This window comes from Xanthomonas cissicola (assembly GCF_008801575.1).
Taxonomy (GTDB): Bacteria; Pseudomonadota; Gammaproteobacteria; order Xanthomonadales; family Xanthomonadaceae; genus Xanthomonas; species Xanthomonas cissicola.
The window spans coordinates 34,230-52,650 of the sequence record NZ_VZPL01000031.1 but is presented as its reverse complement, the minus strand read 5'-3'; the positions used below and the strand labels follow the sequence as shown (position 1 = coordinate 52,650).

Genomic DNA, 18,421 nt, shown 5'->3' with positions numbered 1-18,421 from the left:
TCGCGCCGGGTCTGCTTGCGCTTGCCCAGGCCCTCAGCGTCACCGAACGTCAGCTGCATAGATGATCCTCTACATGATGAGGCGGGTAGTGTCGCGTATCTGTGGTGCGTTGTTCAGAGCTTCCTTAACGTCCCTGTTCGGGCGTTACGGTGGCAAGAGTCACTGGATGGCTAGTCAGGACGCTGCCCTGGCTACGGATGTCCTCAAGCAACTTGCGATTTGCTGACAGAAGATCTGCGAGAAAGGCGGCTATTAGTGTCTGGAATCCCATTAGAATTAGAACAGACGAGAGAATGAGGGACTGGATGTGACCATCGCCGTGTCCTAATAACAGATATGCCAGAAAACGGGCGCCAAGTAAGACACCACAAAAGAAAAAGAATATTCCGATCGTCCCGAAGAAACGGAAGGGCCTATAGATGGCGAATATACGGACAATTGTGATGATGCTGCGTTTAATATAGGAGGGTATGCTCCGCATTAATCGTGATGGCCTCAAATCCTCGTTAACCCTAATCGGAACGGAAGTGATGGCTAATCCTCGCTGTCCTGCTTGGATGATGGTTTCGAGTGTATATGTATAGTCGTTGAATACAGTGAGTTGGCGGGCCGCGTTACGACTAAATGCTCGAAATCCGCTCGGAGCGTCGGGGATAGTGGTTTTGCTTGCGATCCGGACTACCCAGCTGCCAATCCGCTGCAAGAGTTTTTTGAGTGGTGAGAAGTGCGCGATGGTGGCTATGGGGCGGCTGCCTACTACAATGTCCGCCTGTCCGCTAAGAATGGGAACGAGGAGAACCGGTATGTCTGCAGCATTGTATTGATTGTCGGCATCAGTGTTGACGATTACGTCGGCCTCCAATTGAAGAGCGGCGGCAATTCCTGACATGAAGCCTTTTGCTAGACCAAGATTTTGCGTGTGGCGAACTATATGGTTTGCGCCGGCATCGCGAGCCACCTTTGCGGTGTCATCAGTGCTGCCATCGTCAATCACCAGCCATTCAACCAAGTCGAAACCTGGTAAGGTGCGCGGTAATTCTGCCAGTGTAATACCAAGCGTGGCTGCTTCGTTGTAACAAGGGATCTGGATGATGAGTTTCATGCGCGCCACGGCTAAAAAGTACAGCTTGTAATATACTTAAATGCTGTGCGAGTTCAATTTCTTCTGCGCCGGGTTTGCGATCGACCTGGTACTTTTAGGACCTCGGATCATGTCCCTCCAGCCAGCCGGCAACTACTACGACAAGTACAACACAGTCAATCCAATCGCGCGTCGACTGATGCGAGGTTTCCTGTCTTCCTTTGGTGAACTTGTTGCGCTGGCGGGTACGCCGAGCGAAGCACTGGAGGTCGGATGCGGGGAGGGAGAGCTGTCCATGCGGATGGACGCTGCAGGTTGGCGAGTGCAGGCGTGCGACATCGCCGAAGACGCGGTACAGGAAGCGCGACGCCGAATTAACGCAGCACGCCTGAATATCCCGGTTAAGCGTGCCGATGTTCGCGATATAGGTGGTTGCTATCGGCCGGTTGACCTGGTGGTCTGCTGCGAAGTGCTTGAGCACTTGGATTCCCCGGAGCAGGCTTTGCAGACGCTGCTCGCATTGAGTCGCCGGTACGTGTTGGTCAGCGTTCCTCGCGAGCCGATTTGGCGGATGCTGAATGTGATGCGTGGCAGTTATTGGACGGATCTGGGCAACACGCCTGGGCATATCCAGCACTGGTCCAGGCGAGAGTTTCTAGCCATGCTGTCGGATCATGCCGAGGTGGTTCACGTGCGCAATCCCCTTCCCTGGACCATCGCGCTCTGTCGTGCGCGTTGATCGACGGCTGGTTTTGCGCGTAGCTGGAGCGCTGCTTTCGATCACCAGCGTCGCCTGGATCGTGAAGCGATTTGTCGAGCAAGGCGCGCTTGCTCGGATGCTCGGCAAAGATCAAGAGCGTCTTGCGCTGACTGCTGGCTCCGGTGCGTTGACCTATGCGGGCGCCGTGGCGCTGCTTGCGTTGGCCTGGCTGCTGGTGCAACGTTCTGCGTGCGCGTCGGCGCTGCCCGTGCGGCCGCTTTTGCGCGTCTATTGCATCAGTCAGTTCGCCAAATATCTGCCAGGTAACGTAGGTCACTATGTAGGACGCCACGTATGGTGCCGCCGCCATGGGATCGGCCACGCCGCGTTGCTCGCCGCTGCGGTGAGTGAGGCGGCGATTCTAATATTCGCCGCCATGGCTTGGTCGGCCCCGCTGCTTGGTGCTGAGGCGCTGCAGCAGTGGTGGTCTTACAGCCCAGGAGCGTGCTGGTTGTGGGTCGCACAAGCCTGTGTGTTGCTGGCGGTCTGGCTGATGCTGCGTTGGCTCCCGCTTTCCTTGGAGGGTGTCGGGTCACTACGCAGAATGTGGGACCAGATCGTCGTCAGCATGCTGCCCCTGCACCTGCTTTTTTTTGCGATGTTGGGTGCATCGCTTTACGGCCCGGCAATGGTGATGGGCGCTCCGGCCGACATCATACTGGTCCTTCCGGCAGCTGCTGCAATCAGCTGGCTGGCGGGCTTTCTGGTCGTGGGTGCGCCCGCAGGCATCGGAGTGCGGGAGGTTGTGTTTGCCGCTGTGTTGGCTGGGCGGATGCCGGAAGCAGATCTGCTGGCACTGGCCGCCGTGATGCGCGTGATCACCTTTGGTGGAGATTTTGCTGCATTCGCAGTCGCAACGATGTTGCGCGCCGGTAGCGAGCCAGAGGCTACCCATCGGACGACCGCGAAGCGGTGATACAAGCGGCGCTATATGCACCGCCTGCAGGATGCATCAGAGCGCGTTTTCCAACTCCGGCAGCAGCGCAAACAAATCCCCCACCAGCCCGATATCGGCAATCTCGAAGATCGGCGACTCCGGGTCCTTGTTGATCGCCACAATCGTGCCGGCGTCCTTGATGCCGGTCAGATGCTGGATGGCGCCGCTGATGCCGATGGCCACGTAAAGCTCCGGGGCGATGATCTTGCCGGTCTGGCCGACCTGCAGCTCGTTGGGCACGTAACCGGCATCCACTGCCGCGCGCGAGGCGCCCACGGCGGCACCGAGTTTGTCGGCCAGGCTGTAGATGTGCTGGAAGTTCTCGGCCGAGCCGACGCCGCGACCACCGGAGACCACGCGTTTGGCGCTCTGCAAGTCGGGGCGATCAGAGGTGCCTGCGGCCAGCCCGATGAAGCGGGTATGGGTCGGCAGCGTCGCATCGACGGTCACGGACTCGACAGCGGCGCTTCCGCCGGCCGCCGCTTCCGGCCACGAGGCGCTGCGCACCGTCGCGACCACGATCTGGTCGGCCGGCGCCTTGACGGTGATGATGGCGTTGCCTGCGTAGACCGGACGCTTGAAAGTGTAAGCGTCTTCGACCGACATCAGATCGGAGATCTGGTTGACGCCCAGCAGCGCAGCCACGACCGGCATCAGGTCCTTGCCGAAGGTGGTGGAGGGGCCGAAGACATGCGTATAGCCCTGGCCGGCAAGCTGGGCGATCTGCGGTCCCAGCACCTGCGCGATGGCATGTTCGTTTGCGGGGTTCGCCACCGTCAGCACTCGGGCAGCGCCGGCCAATTGCGCGGCCTGCGCTGCAACCGCTGCCGGGTCCGCTGCCAGCACAACCACATCGATGGATTCGGCCGAGATCGCCAGCGCAGCGCTCAGCGTCTTGGCGGTGGCCGCATTGAGCTGACCGTTGAGATGTTCGGCAACAACGAGAACTTTGGCCATTACAGCAACCCCTTCTGCTTGAGTGCGGCCACCAGCTCGGCGGCGTCCTTAACCATCACGCCGCGGCTGCGCTTGGACGGCGCGGCGTAGTGGGTGGTGGTCAGGCTGTCATGCGCGTCGACGCCCAGGTCGGCAAACGCCAGCGTTTCCAATGGCTTGCTCTTGGCCTTCATGATGTCCGGCAGCTTGATGAAGCGCGGCTCGTTCAGGCGCAGATCGGTGGTGATCACCGCCGGCAGGTCCACTTCCAGCGTCTCCAGGCCGGCGTCGACCTCGCGCGTGACCGTGGCCTTGCCATCGGCAACGACGAGCTTGCCGGCGAAGGTGGCCTGCGGGCGGCCCCAGAGTGTGGCGAGCATCTGGCCGGTCTGATTGGCGTCGTCGTCGATCGCCTGCTTGCCGAGGATGACCAGATCCGGCTGTTCCTTCTCGACCAATTTGAGCAGCGCGCGTGCGGCGGTCAGGGGCTGAACAGCCGCATCGGTCACCACATGGATTGCGCGATTGGCGCCCATGGCCAGGCCGTTGCGCAAGTGCGCAGCCGCATCGGCCGGCGCCAGGGTGGCGACCACGACTTCCGTGGCGATGCCGGCATCGCGCAGGCGCAATGCTTCTTCCAGGGCGATTTCGTCGAACGGGTTGGGCGAGAGCTTGACGCCCTCGGTCACCACGCCGGAACCATCCGGCTTGACCTGAATGCGGACGTTGTAGTCCACCACGCGCTTGTAGGCGACGAGGATTTTCATCGTGTACGAGATCCTTCAGCTATTGCGGGAAGGCCCGGCCGCGGCGGCAGGCACGGGAGTGGAGTCATTCTAACCGGGTGAAGCGAACCATGCGATGGCGTATGGATGGTGCGGTGCATCTACCCATCTTGCCGCAGCACATAACCACGCTTAAGCCGGATGCGGCTGGCACCGTATATCCTGTGCGGTTAAAAAGCGCGGCAGGGTTCGCGCGACCAGCGCACAAGAGGTAAACAGTGACGACTTGGCTTGTAACCGGCGGCGCCGGTTTCATCGGAGGCAATTTTGTGCTGGAGGCGGTGTCCCGTGGAGTCCGTGTGGTCAATCTGGACGCCCTGACTTACGCGGGAAACCTGAACACATTGGCGTCGTTGGAGGGCAATACTGGCCATGTGTTCGTCAAGGGCGATATCGGTGACGGTGCGCTCGTTACCCGCCTGTTGCAGGAACACCGGCCCGATGCAGTGCTGAATTTCGCCGCCGAGAGCCATGTCGATCGTTCGATCGATGGGCCTGGCGCCTTCATCCAGACTAATGTCGTCGGGACCTTGGCCCTGCTCGAAGCAGTGCGTGATTACTGGAAGGCGTTGCCGGATGCGAGTCGGGATGCGTTCCGCTTCCTGCACGTGTCCACCGACGAGGTCTACGGCACCCTGGGCGAGACCGGCAAGTTTACCGAGACCACGCCATATGCGCCGAACTCGCCGTACTCCGCGTCGAAAGCCGCCTCGGATCATCTGGTGCGCGCATTCCACCACACCTATGGGCTGCCGGTGCTGACCACCAATTGCTCGAATAACTACGGCCCGTACCATTTCCCCGAAAAGCTCATACCGCTGGTGATCGCCAAGGCGCTGGCTGGCGAGCCGCTTCCGGTCTACGGCGACGGCAAGCAGGTGCGCGACTGGCTATTCGTCAGCGATCACTGCGATGCCATTCGTACCGTGCTGGAAAAGGGGCGAGTTGGTGAGACCTACAACGTTGGGGGCGATGCCGAGCGACAGAATATAGAGGTGGTCAATACCATCTGCACCTTGCTGGACCAGTTGCGACCACGCGCCGACCGTCAACCGCGTGCCAGCCAGATTGCTCACGTTGCCGACCGTCCAGGCCATGATCGCCGTTATGCCATTGACGCCAGCAAACTCCGCAACGAATTGGGGTGGCAGCCTGCGTATACGTTTGAGCACGGAATTGCACTGACGGTGCAGTGGTATCTGGACAACCAGGACTGGGTGAAGGGAGTGCTGGACGGCAGCTATCGTCTGCAACGTATTGGTGCCGTCGTCTGACGCAGCCTTCGCTCGAATGCGCACATGATGCGCACGTCAAAGGAACATTCGTATGAAAGAACGCAAGGGCATTATCCTGGCTGGCGGCTCCGGGACGCGGCTGTACCCCATCACCAAGGGGGTCAGCAAGCAGCTGTTGCCGGTTTACGACAAGCCGATGATCTACTATCCGCTCAGCATTTTGATGCTGGCTGGAATTCGCGAGGTGCTAATCATCAACACGCCGCATGAGCAGTCATTGTTCCAGGCACTGCTCGGAGATGGCACACAATGGGGAATGGATATCCGTTATGCGGTGCAGCCTAGCCCGGATGGGTTGGCTCAGGCTTATCTGATCGGACGCGACTTCGTCGATGGAAGGCCCAGCTGTCTTGTGTTGGGCGACAACATCTTCCACGGGCATGGGCTGACTGACGTACTGCGACGCGCCACTGCACGCCAGCATGGCGCAACCATTTTCGGCTACTGGGTCAATGACCCGGAACGCTATGGGGTCGCCGAATTCGATTCGCAGGGTAGAGTCATCGACATCGAAGAGAAGCCCTCAAGGCCGCAATCGAACTACGCCGTTACTGGGCTGTATTTCTATGATGGTAGGGCGTGCGAGTACGCCGCGCAGTTGAAGCCCTCGAGTCGAGGAGAATTGGAGATTACCGATCTCAATCGCCGTTATCTCGAAGTAGGAGACTTGCATCTGGAGCAACTTGGACGTGGATACGCTTGGCTGGATACGGGCACCCACCAGTCTTTGCATGAAGCTTCCAACTTCATCGAGACGATCCAGTTGCGCCAAGGCCTGCAAGTCTGTTGTCCTGAAGAAATCGCTTTTGCGCAGGGTTGGATTGACGCCTCCCAACTGGAGCTGCTGGCAGCCCCACTGCGTAAGAATGCCTATGGTCAATATCTGCACTCGCTGGCACAACGTGGAGTGGTTCCTTGAAAGTCATCGATACATCCCTGCCTGGTTGCTTCGTGGTCGAGCCGAGAGTGTTCGGAGACGAGCGGGGTCAATTCTTCGAAGCCTGGAATGCCGAACGCTTCGACCAGCACGGATTTTCCGCGCGGTTCCTGCAGAGCAATATCTCCACTTCGACCAAGGGCGTGCTGCGAGGTCTGCACTACCAATGGCCACGGCCACAGGGGAAGTTGGTCAGCGTGCTGGAGGGCGAGGTCTACGATGTGGCGGTGGATATCCGGCGCGGATCACCGTACTTTGGTCAGTGGACTGCCGCCATCCTGAGTGCCGAGAACAATCGGCAGTTCTGGATTCCGGAAGGTTTTGCGCATGGCTTTGCAGTTCTGTCCGAACGTGCGGTCTTCAGTTACCTGTGCACCGACATCTACGTCCATGACGCCGACGCAAGCGTGCGCTGGGACGACGCCACCATCGGTGTGGACTGGCCGATCAGTTCGCCAATTCTGTCTGCGAAGGATAGGGCTGCGCCGTTTCTTGGGGATATCGCCGAAGAGCGCCTGCCGGTTTATCAGGGATGACCACGCTGGTGATTGGTGCCAACGGGCAGGTGGGTACCGAGTTGCTGCGGGTGCTGGCGCCGCTGGGTATCGTAGTGGCTGCGTCCCGCTCAGGGCAGTTGGCCGATGGACTCTCCTGTGAGCGGATCGATCTGGACGAGCTTGCGTCGCTGGACCTGGCATTAAATAGGGTGCGGCCGGCGTTAGTGGTCAACGCAGCCGCCTACACCGCCGTCGATCGTGCCGAGCAGGAGCGTGATGCGGCCTTCCGCGCCAATGCCGAAGCGCCTGGCGTGATAGCGCAATGGTGCGCGCGCGCCGATGTGCCCCTGGTCCATTACTCGACCGACTATGTCTTCGATGGGCAGGGCACGCGCCCCTATCGGCCGGACGATGCCACCGCGCCGCTCGGCGTGTACGGGCAGAGCAAACTGGCCGGCGAGCGAGCGGTGCAGGCGGCCGGCGGCCGTCATCTGATCTTCCGCACTGCCTGGGTCTACGCGGTGCATGGACACAATTTCCTGCGCACGATGCTGCGCGTGGGCGCCGAGCGCGATGTACTGCGCGTGGTCGCCGACCAGATCGGCACGCCAACGCCAGCGGCGTTAATCGCCGACATCACGGCGCACGCGCTCCGCCAGCCGGGCGAACCCTCCGGCTTGTGGCATCTGACTGCCGCCGGGCAGACCACCTGGCACGGTTTCGCCGAAGCCATCTTCGCGCAGGCGCGCGCGCGCGGCCTGCTCGCCCGCACGCCGCGCGTGGAGGCGATCGGCACCGCCGACTATCCCACGCCGGCCACGCGCCCGGCCTATTCGCGACTGGATACCCACAGCCTGCAGGACACCTTCGGCGTCCGCCTGCCGGACTGGCAGGATGGACTGAGCCAGGTGCTGGACACGCTCGCCCAACGGTGAGCCTTGTCGGTGCTGCCATCGATCGGTGCGGCTTCAGCACCGACTCATCGCTTGCACTTCGCTTCGGCTACCATCAGGGCTGATCCGCGCCGTACCGGCGAGCTGCTCCGCGCAGGTCGCGGCCGACGTGGATGTGCCGCTGAAGCGGATGCAACGCACGACGCATCCGCTGGATGCATGCAGGTGTGCGCTGTATCGCATCGGTCGGCACCGTGCAGGTTTTCGCGTGTCCCCCAGCGGGCGCGCCAGCCCCATCGCGGGCTCGGCCGTACCGTCATCACGCCATGGCCTGCATGCAGCGCGCTACATCCTCCCCCATCCAATGTCGCAAGGAATTCCAATGAAGATCGCTGTCGCGGGTACCGGCTATGTCGGTCTGTCCAATGGCGTGTTGCTCGCCAAGCACCATGAAGTGGTGGCGCTGGACATCGTCGAGTCCAAGGTCAAGTTGCTCAACGAAGGCCGCTCGCCGATCGTCGACAAGGAACTCGAGGCCGCGCTGGCCCAGGGTGGCCTGAACTTCAAGGCCACCCTGGACGCCAACGAGGCGTTTGCCGGCGCGGAGTTCGTGATCATCGCCACACCCACTGACTACGATCCGGACACCAACTATTTCAACACCGGGTCGATCGAGGTCGTGATCGCCAAGGTGCTGGAGATCAATCCGCAGGCGACCATGGTGATCAAATCCACCATTCCGGTCGGCTACGTCGCCAAGGTGCGCGCGCAGTTCGGGACCGACAACATCATCTTCTCGCCGGAATTCCTGCGCGAAGGCCGGGCGTTGTACGACAACCTGTACCCGTCCCGGATCATCGTCGGCGAACGTTCGGCGCGCGCGGAGACCTTCGCGCGGCTGTTGCTGCAAGGCGCGCTCAAGCCCGACGTGCCGGTGTTGTTCACCGAGCCGACCGAGGCCGAGGCGATCAAGCTGTTCGCCAATACCTACCTGGCGATGCGTGTGTCCTACTTCAACGAACTGGACACCTACGCACTCACCCATGGGTTGGACAGCCGCCAGATCATCGAGGGCATCTGCCTGGATCCGCGTATCGGCAGCCACTACAACAACCCGTCCTTCGGCTATGGCGGTTACTGCCTGCCCAAGGACACCAAGCAGCTGTTGGCCAACTACCAGAGCGTGCCGCAGACCATCATCCGGGCGATCGTCGATTCCAACACGACCCGCAAGGACTTCATCGCCGCCGACGTGCTGCGACGCAATCCTAAGGTGGTCGGCATCTATCGGCTGATCATGAAGGCCGGGTCCGACAATTTCCGTTCGTCCAGCATCCAGGGGGTGATGAAGCGCCTCAAGGCCAAGGGCGTGGACGTCATCGTGTACGAGCCGACCTTGAACGATCCTGAGTTCTTCCGCTCGCGCGTGGTCAACGACCTGGAGACCTTCAAGCGCGAGGCCGACGTCATCATCAGCAACCGCATGGCCGAGGCGCTGCAGGACGTGCAGGACAAGGTGTATACGCGCGACCTGTTCGGCGACAACTGAGCCAGACCGGCGCTGAGTCCTGGCGGGTGGTGCCACCCGCCAGGCCACCCATGAAGTCCACGGCGCTGCGGCGCTATTTGCTGCCTCACGCAGCTACCAGCGGTGTCGAACTGCGAGCGATGCAGCTGCGTTGCCAGCACGCACCTGTGTGCGACATCGCCAACGGGGGCATGCGACCTCTGATCTGCGCGCGCAGCGTGCCGCCATAAAGTGGGCCATGGATAACGCAGGACGGCGGCCATAGGCCGCCGTCGATATTGCAGTCTACGTTGAGACGCGCGATTAAGCGCGGCCGTAGGTGTCTTCGAAGCGCACGATATCGTCTTCGCCCAGATAGCTGCCGGACTGCACTTCGATCAGTTCCAGCGGCAGCTTGCCCGGATTGCGCAGGCGATGGGTGACGCCCAGCGGGATGTAGGTGCTCTGGTTTTCGGTCAGCAGCAGGACTTCTTCGCCACGCGTTACTTCGGCAGTGCCACTCACCACGATCCAGTGTTCGGCGCGGTGGTGATGCATCTGCAGGCTCAGCACCGCGCCCGGTTTGACGGTGATGCGCTTGACCTGGTGCCGCTGGCCCATGTCGATGGAATCGTAAGCGCCCCATGGACGATAGACCTTGCGATGCCAGGTGGCCTCGGAACGGCCAGCGGTCTTGATCTGGCTGACGACGTCCTTGACCTCCTGAATGCGGTCGCGGTGGCCGACCAGCACGGCGTCCGGCGTTTCAACGACCACCACATCCTCAAGCCCCACCATGGCGATCAGGCGCGAGCCGTACGCGTAGGTGTTCTGGCAATCGAGCTGGATCACGTCGCCATGGTGCGCGTTGCCTTGCGCATCCTGGTTGGAAACATCCAGCAGCGAAGACCACGAACCGACGTCGTTCCAGCCCGCGTCCAATGGCACCACGACCGCATCGGCGGTCTTTTCCATCACGGCATAGTCGATCGAATCCGACGGGCTGGCGGCGAAGGCGTCCTTGTCCAGACGAGTGAAATCGGCGTCGCGCTTGCCGTTTTCCCACGCCTTTTGGCACGCATCGGCGATGGCCGGATGGAACTTGCGCAATTCTTCCAGGTAACGCGACGCACGGAACAGGAACATGCCGCTGTTCCAGTAGTACTCGCCGCTTGCCAGGTAGCTTTGCGCGGTCGCGAGATCGGGCTTCTCGACGAAGCGCTCGACCGCGCTGGCACCAGTCCCGGCCCCTGCCTTGATATAGCCATAGCCGGTTTCAGGCGCGGTTGGCTTGATGCCGAAGGTCACCAGTTTGCCCTGTGCCGCCGCTTCTGCGGCCACCTTCACTGCCGCCTGGAATGCAGCTTCGTTGCCGATCACGTGATCGGAAGGCAGCACCAGCAATAGCGGATCGGCGCCATCGCGGGTCGCTTCCAGCGCTGCAACGGCAATCGCCGGCGCCGTGTTGCGTCCCTTGGGTTCCAGCAGGATGGCCGAAGGCTTCACGCCCAACTGCTGCAGCTGCTCGGCGGCCATGAAGCGGTGTTCTTCGTTGGCGACCACGATGGGGGCGTGGCCCGCGACGGGAGCCGCGCGCAGCCAGGTGGACTGCAGCATGCTCTTGTCGCCGACCAGCGGCAGGAATTGCTTGGGATAGGACTCGCGCGACAGCGGCCACAGGCGCGTGCCGGAGCCGCCGGACAAGATAATGGGTAGGACGTCGCTCATGGGCGGGGGAAACTCCAGTGCGTCAAAGGTGGGGGAGAATGGTAGATCAGCCGCGCAGCAGGTTAGAAATTTCCTGCGTACGCGTTTCCAGCAGTGCGGCATCGCCGCGCGTTTCCACATTCAGGCGCAGCAGCGGCTCGGTGTTGGAGCTACGCAGGTTGAAACGCCATTGGCCAAAATCGGCGCTGATGCCGTCGGTGTAGTCCAACTCCGGCGACAGCGAGGCGTAGTGCTCCATCACGCGGGCAACGGAGGCCTTGGCATCGGCCACCTTGAAGTTGATCTCGCCGCTGCAGGGGAATTTCTGCATGCGCGCTTCGACCAGATCGGCCAGCGAACGGCCCGACTGCGACACCAGCTCGGCGATCAGCAGCCACGGAATCATGCCGGAGTCTGCGTAGGCGAACTCGCGGAAATAATGGTGTGCGCTCATCTCGCCGCCGTAGACGGCATTTTCGCTGCGCATCTTTTCCTTGATGAAGGCGTGGCCGCTCTTGCACAGCACGGGAATGCCACCGGCTTCTTCGACCTGCTCGACCGTGTTCCAGGTCAGGCGCGGGTCGTGTACGACCTTGCCGCCCGGCTGTTTGGCAAGGATGGCTTGTGCCAAAAGGCCAACCAGGTAATAGCCTTCGATGAAGCGGCCGGTGTGATCGAAGAAGAAACAGCGATCGAAGTCGCCATCCCACGCAATACCGAAATCGGCGCCATTGTCCTTGACGGCCTTGGCGGTGGCGTCGCGGTTTTCCGGCAGCAACGGGTTGGGGATGCCGTTGGGGAAATTGCCATCGGGCTCATGAAACACGCGCACGAACTCGAACGGCAGATGCGGCGCCAGCAGTTCGACGATCAGACCGGCGCCGCCGTTGCCGGCATTGACCACCAGCTTGAGCGGCTTGAGCGTGCTGCGGTCCACGTAGCTGAGCAGGTGCTCCAGGTAGGCCGTCTTGTCGGTGCGGCTCTGCTCACTGGCGGTGGGCTCGCCTGGCGCTGCGGTATCGGCCGCGACCGTGTCGCGGATGGCGAACAGTCCGGTGTCCGAGCTGATCGGTCGCGCTTGCTCGCGGACCAGCTTCATCCCGTTGTAGTCCATCGGGTTGTGACTGGCGGTCACCATCACGCCGCCGGCGGCCTTGAGGTAATCGGTCTGGAAATAGACTTCCTCGGTGCCGCACAGGCCGATGTCGATCACGTCACGGCCACTGGCGCGCAGGCCGGCCGACAGCGCTTCCTGCAGCGCCGGGCTGGCCAGGCGCACGTCATGGCCCAGGACCACCGGCCCTTGATCCAGCTGCGCCGCCAGCGCCACGCCGATGCGGCGGGCCAAGTCCTCGTTGAGTTCATCCGGCACACGGCCGCGAATGTCGTAGGCCTTGAAGGCGGGTAGCGTCATGGGCAAATCCTGAAGTGGGGGGGACGCCCGAGTTTAGCGGCTGCGCTGTGTCTTGGGTGTGGCGGAATTGCGACCGGGGACAGGGAACAGTCAGCGGATAGAATGGGCGCTTCACATCAGCGAGGTGAGGGCGGTGATGCGCAGCGAAGGACGTGGTGCGGCAAGCGGCAAACGCTATGCCGATGCCAAGGCAGCACTGGGCGGGGTACTGGCCAATGGTCAGACCCTGGCGGTGGGCGGCTTTGGGTTGTGTGGAATCCCGGAGGCATTGATTGCAGCCGTGCGCGACAGTGGGGTCGGCGGGTTGACCGTGATCTCCAACAACGCTGGCGTCGACGGATTCGGGCTTGGTCAATTATTGGCCACCCGGCAGATCCGCAAGATGATTTCGTCCTACGTGGGCGAAAACAAGGAATTCGAACGCCAATACCTGGCGGGCGAACTCGAGCTGGAGTTCAATCCGCAAGGCACCCTGGCCGAGCGTTTGCGCGCCGGTGGCGCGGGCATTCCTGCGTTTTACACCGCCACCGGCTACGGCACGATCGTGGCCGAGGGCAAGGAAACGCGCGAATTCGACGGCAAGCATTACGTGCTGGAAACCGCGTTGCAGGCCGACGTGGCGCTGGTCAAGGCATGGCGCGCCGATACCGCTGGCAACCTGGTATTCCGCAAGACCGCGCGCAATTTCAATCCCGCCTGCGCCATGGCCGGACGCGTGTGCATCGCCGAGGTCGAGGACATCGTGGAGCTGGGCGTCATCGATCCGGATCAGGTGCATCTGCCCGGCATTTACGTGGACCGCCTGGTGCTCAACGCCACGCCGGAAAAACGCATCGAACAGCGCACCGTGCGCGAAGGACAGCAGTGATGGCCTGGACCAGAGACCAGATGGCCGCACGCGCGGCACGCGAACTGACCGATGGCGCCTACGTCAACCTGGGCATCGGCTTGCCGACGCTGGTCGCCAACCACATCCCCGACGGCGTCGATGTGTGGCTGCAGTCGGAAAATGGCCTGCTTGGCATCGGCCCGTTTCCGACCGAAGACGAAGTGGACGCGGACCTGATCAATGCAGGCAAGCAGACCGTGACCGCCCGCGCCGGTGCCAGCTATTTCGGGAGCCACGATTCGTTCGCGATGATCCGTGGCGGCCACATCGACCTGGCGATTCTCGGCGCGATGCAGGTCACCGACCGTGGCGACCTGGCCAACTGGATGGTGCCCGGCAAGATGGTCAAGGGCATGGGCGGCGCAATGGATCTGGTGGCCGGCGTCAAGCGCGTGGTGGTGTTGATGGAGCATGTCGCCAAGGATGGAAGCCACAAGATCTTGCGCGAATGCGACCTGCCGCTGACCGGCGTCGGCGTGGTGGACCGCATCATTACCGATCTGGCGGTGTTCGATGTCACAACGGATGGCTTGGTGCTGTTGGAACATGCCGATGGAGTGGAGCTGGAGGAACTGCGCAACAAGACCGGCGTTGCATTCATCGCTGCTTAAATAGCCAGGGGCCTGTCATGCCCCTGGCTTTTAGAGATTCTGGTAGTTCGGGCCCGAACCACCCTCCGGTGTGACCCAGGTGATGATTTCGTACGGATCCTTGATGTCGCAGGTCTTGCAGTGCACGCAGTTGGCCGCGTTGATCTGCAGGCGCTTGCCGGAGGGGCTGGCGGTGTCTGCGACCATTTCGTAGACGTTGGCCGGGCAAAAGCGCGTGCAGGGATTGTCGTATTCCGTCACGCAGCGGGTGGCGCACACATCGGTGTCCAGCACCTTCAGATGCACCGGCTGGTCTTCATCGTGCTCGGTGGCGGCGAAATAAACGGCTTGCAAGCGGTCGCGGGGGGCCAGATCGCGGGTGACGTAGTCGCGCTTGGGTCGCTCGTACTCGCCGATCTTGTGCAGCGCCGACCAGTCGGGTTTGTTCTTCAGCGTCCAAGGCGAAGCGCCCTTGAGCGCGGTTTCCCAGGCCGCGTTGAGCAGGCCGAACCACAGGCCTTTCTTGAAACCGGGTTTGATGTTGCGGACTTGCTTCAGCTCGGCCATGACGTCGGAGGCGCGCAATGTGGCATCGAAACCCTGCGGCGCCATCTGCGATTGCACCAGGTGTTCGGCGGCCAGCATGCCGCTGCGGATCGCCTGGTGGGTACCCTTGATCTTGGGCACGTTGAGCAGGCCGGCGGTGTCGCCAATGAGCAAGGCGCCGGGCATGTCCACTTTCGGCAGCGATTGCCAACCGCCACTGACCAGTGCGCGGGCACCGGCAGACAAGATGCTGCCACCTTCCAGCAGCGGCTTGATCATGGGGTGGTTCTTCCATTGCTGGAAGGCTTCCCACGGCTGGTAGGTCGGGTCGCTGTAGTCCAGCCCGCTCACATAGCCGAGCGCAATCTGGTTGTTGTCCAGGTGATACACAAAGCTGCCGCCGTAGGTACGATTGTCGGCTGGCCAGCCAATGGTGTGCACGATCTTGCCGGGCGTGACGCGGCCTTCCGGGACCTGCCACAGCTCCTTGATGCCGATCGAATAGCCTTGCGGGTCGCTGTCGGCGGTGAGGTCGAAGCGCTTCAACAATCGCTTGGTCAGGTGACCACGCGCGCCTTCGGCAAGCACGGTCACCTTGGCGCGGATGTCGATGCCGGCGGTGTAGCCGGACTTGTGCGAGCCGTCTTTTGCAATGCCCATGTCGCCGATGCGCACGCCCACCACCTGGCCGCTGTCGTCGTGCAGCGTCTCGGCGGCGGCGAACCCGGGGTAGATCTCCACGCCCAGCGCTTCGGCCTGCGGCGCAAGCCAGGCGCACATCGCGCCCAGGCTGACGATGAAGTTGCCATGGTTGCGCATGCCCGGTGGCACCACCGGGAACTTGCGCGCGCTGTCCTTGCCGAAAAACCAGAATTCGTCGTCGGTGGCCGCCACGCAGATCGGCGGCGGATTGTCGCGCCAGCCTGGCAGCAGTGCATCCAGCGGGCCGGGCTCGATCACCGCACCGGACAGGATATGCGCGCCGATGGTGCTGGATTTTTCGATCACGCAGACGCTGATGTTCGGATCGAGCTGCTTGAGCCGGATCGCGAACGACAGCCCGGCCGGACCCGCACCGACGGTGACGACGTCGTATTCCATGACGTCACGCTCGACCGCCTCTGACGCGTGTGCGCCCACTCCCGCTTCCGACATTGCTCCGCTCCCGTTGGCTCGATGGCTGTCGCGCATTTTCCGGGATTGCATGTGACGGCGGCAAATCGTGCCGATTCATCCGCAGTGCGCAGGCCTGCGTGCTAGCGTGTCCGGCATGAGGATTCGGGTGGCATTGCCGGGAGCGGAGATCAACTGGTGGCGGGGTTGGCTGCAGCCTGCGCAGGCCGATGCGCTGATGCAGGCGCTGCTGGCGCAGGCGCAGTGGGAGGTGCACCGCATCCGGATGTTCGGGCGCATGGTGGATTCGCCACGCCTGAGCAGCTGGATCGGCAATCCGGAAGCGCGCTATCGCTACTCGGGCACGCGGTTCTCGCCACAGCCGTGGCTGGACGTGCTGCAGCCAGTGCGCATACGGCTGGAGGACGAGACCGGTCACCGGTTCAACAGCGTGCTGGTCAATCGCTACCGAAGTGGCAGTGATGCGATGGGCTGGCACAGCGACGACGAGCCTGAGCTGGGCGCGCAGCCGTTGATTGCCTCTGTGAGCCTGGGTGCCACGCGGCGCTTTGCGTTCAAGCACCGCGACGATGCGGCGGTGAAGCAAACGCTGGAGCTAGGCCACGGCGACCTGTTGTTGATGGGCGGTGATACCCAGCGCCACTACAAACACGCGTTGCCGCGCACGGCGCGGCCGGTGGGGGAACGGATCAATCTGACCTTTCGGCAGATTGCGCCGGCTGAAGCAGGTTCAGGCTAGCGCCTGCGGAACGCTTGCCGAGGGATGGTGTATGCGACTCATCCGGCGCTGCGCGTCACCTTCTCCCGCGTGCGGGAGAAGGCAGGGCTACGTATCTGGGCGCCAGTGCCGGGTGGGATGAGTTCCGGCTACAGGCGACGCGTCGGCTCAGAGCAGCTAACAAAACTCCTGCGCAGCCGCTAGGCGGGCGCGTTTTTTAGCCGCTCTCAGGGTGTACGCGGCAACGCGCTGCTGTCCTGCTGCCCGGTGGTCAGCGTCCAGCCGACCAGCTCGGTGGTGAGCTGGGTCAGCGCCTGCTCGAACGCCATTGCCACTGCGGCGGTATCGGTGCCGCTGGACGGGCGTGCGACCAGGAAGGTGCGCGAGGCGACCACGCGTTGATCGGCCGAATGCAGCAGTTTGGCGTTGAGTTCGATCGTGGCCGAGGGCAGCGACTGGCCGGCGTAATCGGATTCGAAGCGGCGCAGGTCGATCGCCAGCTTGTAGTCGGAGCGGATGCCGGTGCCGATATGGGCCACCGCGGCAATCTTGCCGGAGTCTTCGAACGCGCGCACCACGCTGTCTTCCAGCATGTCGGTGGCGGGCTGTGCCCAGCCAGCGCCGTGGTAGACCTGCAGTTCGCCAGGGGTCGGGCGCACATTGATGCGCGGGCTGTCGATGACGCGTGCGGCGCTGGGCTTGGCCACCACCAGCTGCCAGTTCACCTGTGGCCACGCCGGGTTCGGGGTCACCCGCACGGTGGGCGCATAGATGGTGGCCGGTTTCTGGTCGCCGCCGGTCAGGACCGAGCAGCCGCCCAGCGCCAGCAACGAGACGCACAGCAAGGGACGCAACACGCGCATGGCAGTCATTTCGGTTCGAACTCCTTGGGTGCGTCGCGGCCGAGTAGGTAGCGCGCAGGGTTGTTGTCCAGTTTGTCGCTGACCCGGCGCAGGTCGCGGATCAGGCCACGCAATTCGGTCAGTGTGGGGCCGAGCTGGCCCAGCCCATCATTGGCAAAACTATTGATGGCCGCGCGGTTTTCGCCAAGGATGTTGTCGGCGTTGCCGGCCGCCGAATCCAGCTTGACCAGGGTGGCATCGAGCTTTTCCAGGATGCCCGGCAGCTGCTGCACCAGGTTCTGATCCAGCCGCTTGATGGTGCCGTTGGTGGTGGTCAGCGTGGTGTCCAGATTGCGCGCGGCGTCGCGCGCGCTGACGATCAGCGCCTGCATGCCTTCGTCGCGATCGGCAATGCCGCCGCTGATCTTTTCCAGGTTCTGCAAGGTGGCCGAAATGCTGGCCACGTTCTTGTCCGAGAGCATCTGGTCCATGCGCTCGACGATGCGGTTGGCGGTGTCGGTGATGTTCTGCAGCGCCGATGGCGTGGTCTGGATGATCGGCGCATCGCTCTTGTCGATGGTGGTCAGCGCCGGCGCTTCGGGGGTGCCGCCGGAGAGCTGGATGATCGACGGCCCGGTCAGGCTGGTGATCGCCAGCTTGGCGCGGGTGTCGCTCTTGATCGGCGTGGTCGAATTGACGCGCACATGCGCGACCACCTGCCGCGGGTCGTTCGGCGCCAGGGTCAACTCGGTGATCGAGCCGACCGCGATGCCGTTGTACTGCACCGGGCTGCCGACCGACAGGCCGGTCACCGCCTCGCGGAACACCACCCGGTACTGCTGCCAGGTGCGGTCGGAGGAATATTTGGCGGCCCAGAGCCCGAACAGCAGCAGGGCCAGGCCGGCCACGATGGTGAAGGCGCCGATCAGGACGTAATTGGCTTTGGTTTCCAT

The 18,421-nt window shown here is 62.6% G+C and carries 18 protein-coding genes; 10 read left to right on the top strand and 8 right to left on the bottom strand.

The window, feature by feature from the left end; all coding sequences use genetic code 11:
* Positions 1-124: 124 nt before the first annotated feature.
* Complete coding sequence (locus F7R02_RS14260) at positions 125-1,102, bottom strand: glycosyltransferase family 2 protein (RefSeq protein WP_078591218.1); 978 nt, start codon at positions 1,100-1,102, stop codon at positions 125-127.
* Positions 1,103-1,142: 40 nt separating this feature from the next.
* Here F7R02_RS14260 and F7R02_RS14255 point away from each other — a divergent pair, with 40 nt between their 5' ends.
* Both F7R02_RS14255 and F7R02_RS14250 read left to right on the top strand, forming a co-directional pair.
* On the top strand, positions 1,143-1,820 hold the full coding sequence (locus F7R02_RS14255; protein ID WP_208789123.1) for a class I SAM-dependent methyltransferase: 678 nt from the start codon (positions 1,143-1,145) through the stop codon (positions 1,818-1,820).
* Entirely contained in the window at positions 1,810-2,757 is a 948-nt protein-coding gene (locus F7R02_RS14250) for a hypothetical protein (protein ID WP_078591219.1), read from the top strand. The genes F7R02_RS14255 and F7R02_RS14250 overlap by 11 nt, the downstream gene beginning before the upstream one ends.
* Before the next feature lie 36 nt (positions 2,758-2,793).
* Here the strand turns inward: F7R02_RS14250 and F7R02_RS14245 are convergent, their stop codons facing one another.
* Positions 2,794-3,735, bottom strand: coding sequence for an electron transfer flavoprotein subunit alpha/FixB family protein (locus tag F7R02_RS14245; RefSeq protein ID WP_078591220.1), 942 nt, complete (start codon positions 3,733-3,735; stop codon positions 2,794-2,796).
* Positions 3,735-4,481 (bottom strand): electron transfer flavoprotein subunit beta/FixA family protein, encoded by a 747-nt coding sequence (locus F7R02_RS14240; protein WP_003484150.1) that lies wholly within the window; start codon positions 4,479-4,481, stop codon positions 3,735-3,737. Before F7R02_RS14240 ends, F7R02_RS14245 begins: the two co-directional genes overlap by 1 nt.
* A gap of 236 nt (positions 4,482-4,717) precedes the next feature.
* Here F7R02_RS14240 and rfbB point away from each other — a divergent pair, with 236 nt between their 5' ends.
* The 5 genes from rfbB (at position 4,718) to F7R02_RS14215 (ending at position 9,670) form a co-directional block, all read left to right on the top strand.
* Positions 4,718-5,773 (top strand): dTDP-glucose 4,6-dehydratase, encoded by a 1,056-nt coding sequence (gene rfbB, locus F7R02_RS14235; RefSeq protein WP_078591221.1) that lies wholly within the window; start codon positions 4,718-4,720, stop codon positions 5,771-5,773.
* A 52-nt stretch (positions 5,774-5,825) separates the two neighbouring features.
* Positions 5,826-6,713 carry a glucose-1-phosphate thymidylyltransferase RfbA gene (rfbA, locus tag F7R02_RS14230; protein WP_003484154.1) on the top strand — a complete coding sequence of 296 codons (888 nt, stop codon included), beginning with the start codon at positions 5,826-5,828 and terminating at the stop codon, positions 6,711-6,713.
* On the top strand, positions 6,710-7,267 hold the full coding sequence (gene rfbC, locus F7R02_RS14225; RefSeq protein WP_033482374.1) for a dTDP-4-dehydrorhamnose 3,5-epimerase: 558 nt from the start codon (positions 6,710-6,712) through the stop codon (positions 7,265-7,267). Before rfbA ends, rfbC begins: the two co-directional genes overlap by 4 nt.
* Positions 7,264-8,163, top strand: a complete 900-nt coding sequence (gene rfbD / locus F7R02_RS14220) for a dTDP-4-dehydrorhamnose reductase (protein ID WP_078591222.1) — start codon at positions 7,264-7,266, stop codon at positions 8,161-8,163. The genes rfbC and rfbD overlap by 4 nt, the downstream gene beginning before the upstream one ends.
* A 340-nt stretch (positions 8,164-8,503) precedes the next feature.
* Entirely contained in the window at positions 8,504-9,670 is a 1,167-nt protein-coding gene (locus F7R02_RS14215; RefSeq protein ID WP_078591223.1) for a nucleotide sugar dehydrogenase, read from the top strand.
* Between the two features lie 282 nt (positions 9,671-9,952).
* Here F7R02_RS14215 and F7R02_RS14210 read toward each other — a convergent pair whose 3' ends face one another.
* Both F7R02_RS14210 and F7R02_RS14205 read right to left on the bottom strand, forming a co-directional pair.
* Positions 9,953-11,356, bottom strand: a complete 1,404-nt coding sequence (locus F7R02_RS14210) for a mannose-1-phosphate guanylyltransferase/mannose-6-phosphate isomerase (protein WP_003484165.1) — start codon at positions 11,354-11,356, stop codon at positions 9,953-9,955.
* A gap of 46 nt (positions 11,357-11,402) precedes the next feature.
* Positions 11,403-12,749 carry a phosphohexomutase domain-containing protein gene (locus F7R02_RS14205; RefSeq protein WP_078591224.1) on the bottom strand — a complete coding sequence of 449 codons (1,347 nt, stop codon included), beginning with the start codon at positions 12,747-12,749 and terminating at the stop codon, positions 11,403-11,405.
* Positions 12,750-12,885: 136 nt separating this feature from the next.
* Here F7R02_RS14205 and F7R02_RS14200 point away from each other — a divergent pair, with 136 nt between their 5' ends.
* Positions 12,886-13,617 (top strand): CoA transferase subunit A, encoded by a 732-nt coding sequence (locus F7R02_RS14200; protein ID WP_003484175.1) that lies wholly within the window; start codon positions 12,886-12,888, stop codon positions 13,615-13,617.
* The gene (locus tag F7R02_RS14195) at positions 13,617-14,249 is read left to right on the top strand and encodes a CoA transferase subunit B (protein ID WP_033485865.1); all 633 of its coding nucleotides are present in this window, start codon (positions 13,617-13,619) and stop codon (positions 14,247-14,249) included. Before F7R02_RS14200 ends, F7R02_RS14195 begins: the two co-directional genes overlap by 1 nt.
* Positions 14,250-14,279: 30 nt before the next feature.
* On the opposite strand, the gene F7R02_RS14190 is transcribed toward F7R02_RS14195, so the two are convergent.
* Positions 14,280-15,929, bottom strand: a complete 1,650-nt coding sequence (locus F7R02_RS14190; RefSeq protein WP_078591225.1) for an electron transfer flavoprotein-ubiquinone oxidoreductase — start codon at positions 15,927-15,929, stop codon at positions 14,280-14,282.
* A 115-nt stretch (positions 15,930-16,044) separates the two neighbouring features.
* Between F7R02_RS14190 and F7R02_RS14185 the strand changes: the two genes are divergently transcribed.
* Complete coding sequence (locus F7R02_RS14185) at positions 16,045-16,647, top strand: alpha-ketoglutarate-dependent dioxygenase AlkB family protein (RefSeq protein WP_078591226.1); 603 nt, start codon at positions 16,045-16,047, stop codon at positions 16,645-16,647.
* Between the two features lie 206 nt (positions 16,648-16,853).
* On the opposite strand, the gene F7R02_RS14180 is transcribed toward F7R02_RS14185, so the two are convergent.
* Both F7R02_RS14180 and F7R02_RS14175 read right to left on the bottom strand, forming a co-directional pair.
* Entirely contained in the window at positions 16,854-17,498 is a 645-nt protein-coding gene (locus F7R02_RS14180; RefSeq protein ID WP_016850203.1) for an ABC-type transport auxiliary lipoprotein family protein, read from the bottom strand.
* Entirely contained in the window at positions 17,495-18,421 is a 927-nt protein-coding gene (locus tag F7R02_RS14175) for an MlaD family protein (protein ID WP_003484185.1), read from the bottom strand. Before F7R02_RS14175 ends, F7R02_RS14180 begins: the two co-directional genes overlap by 4 nt.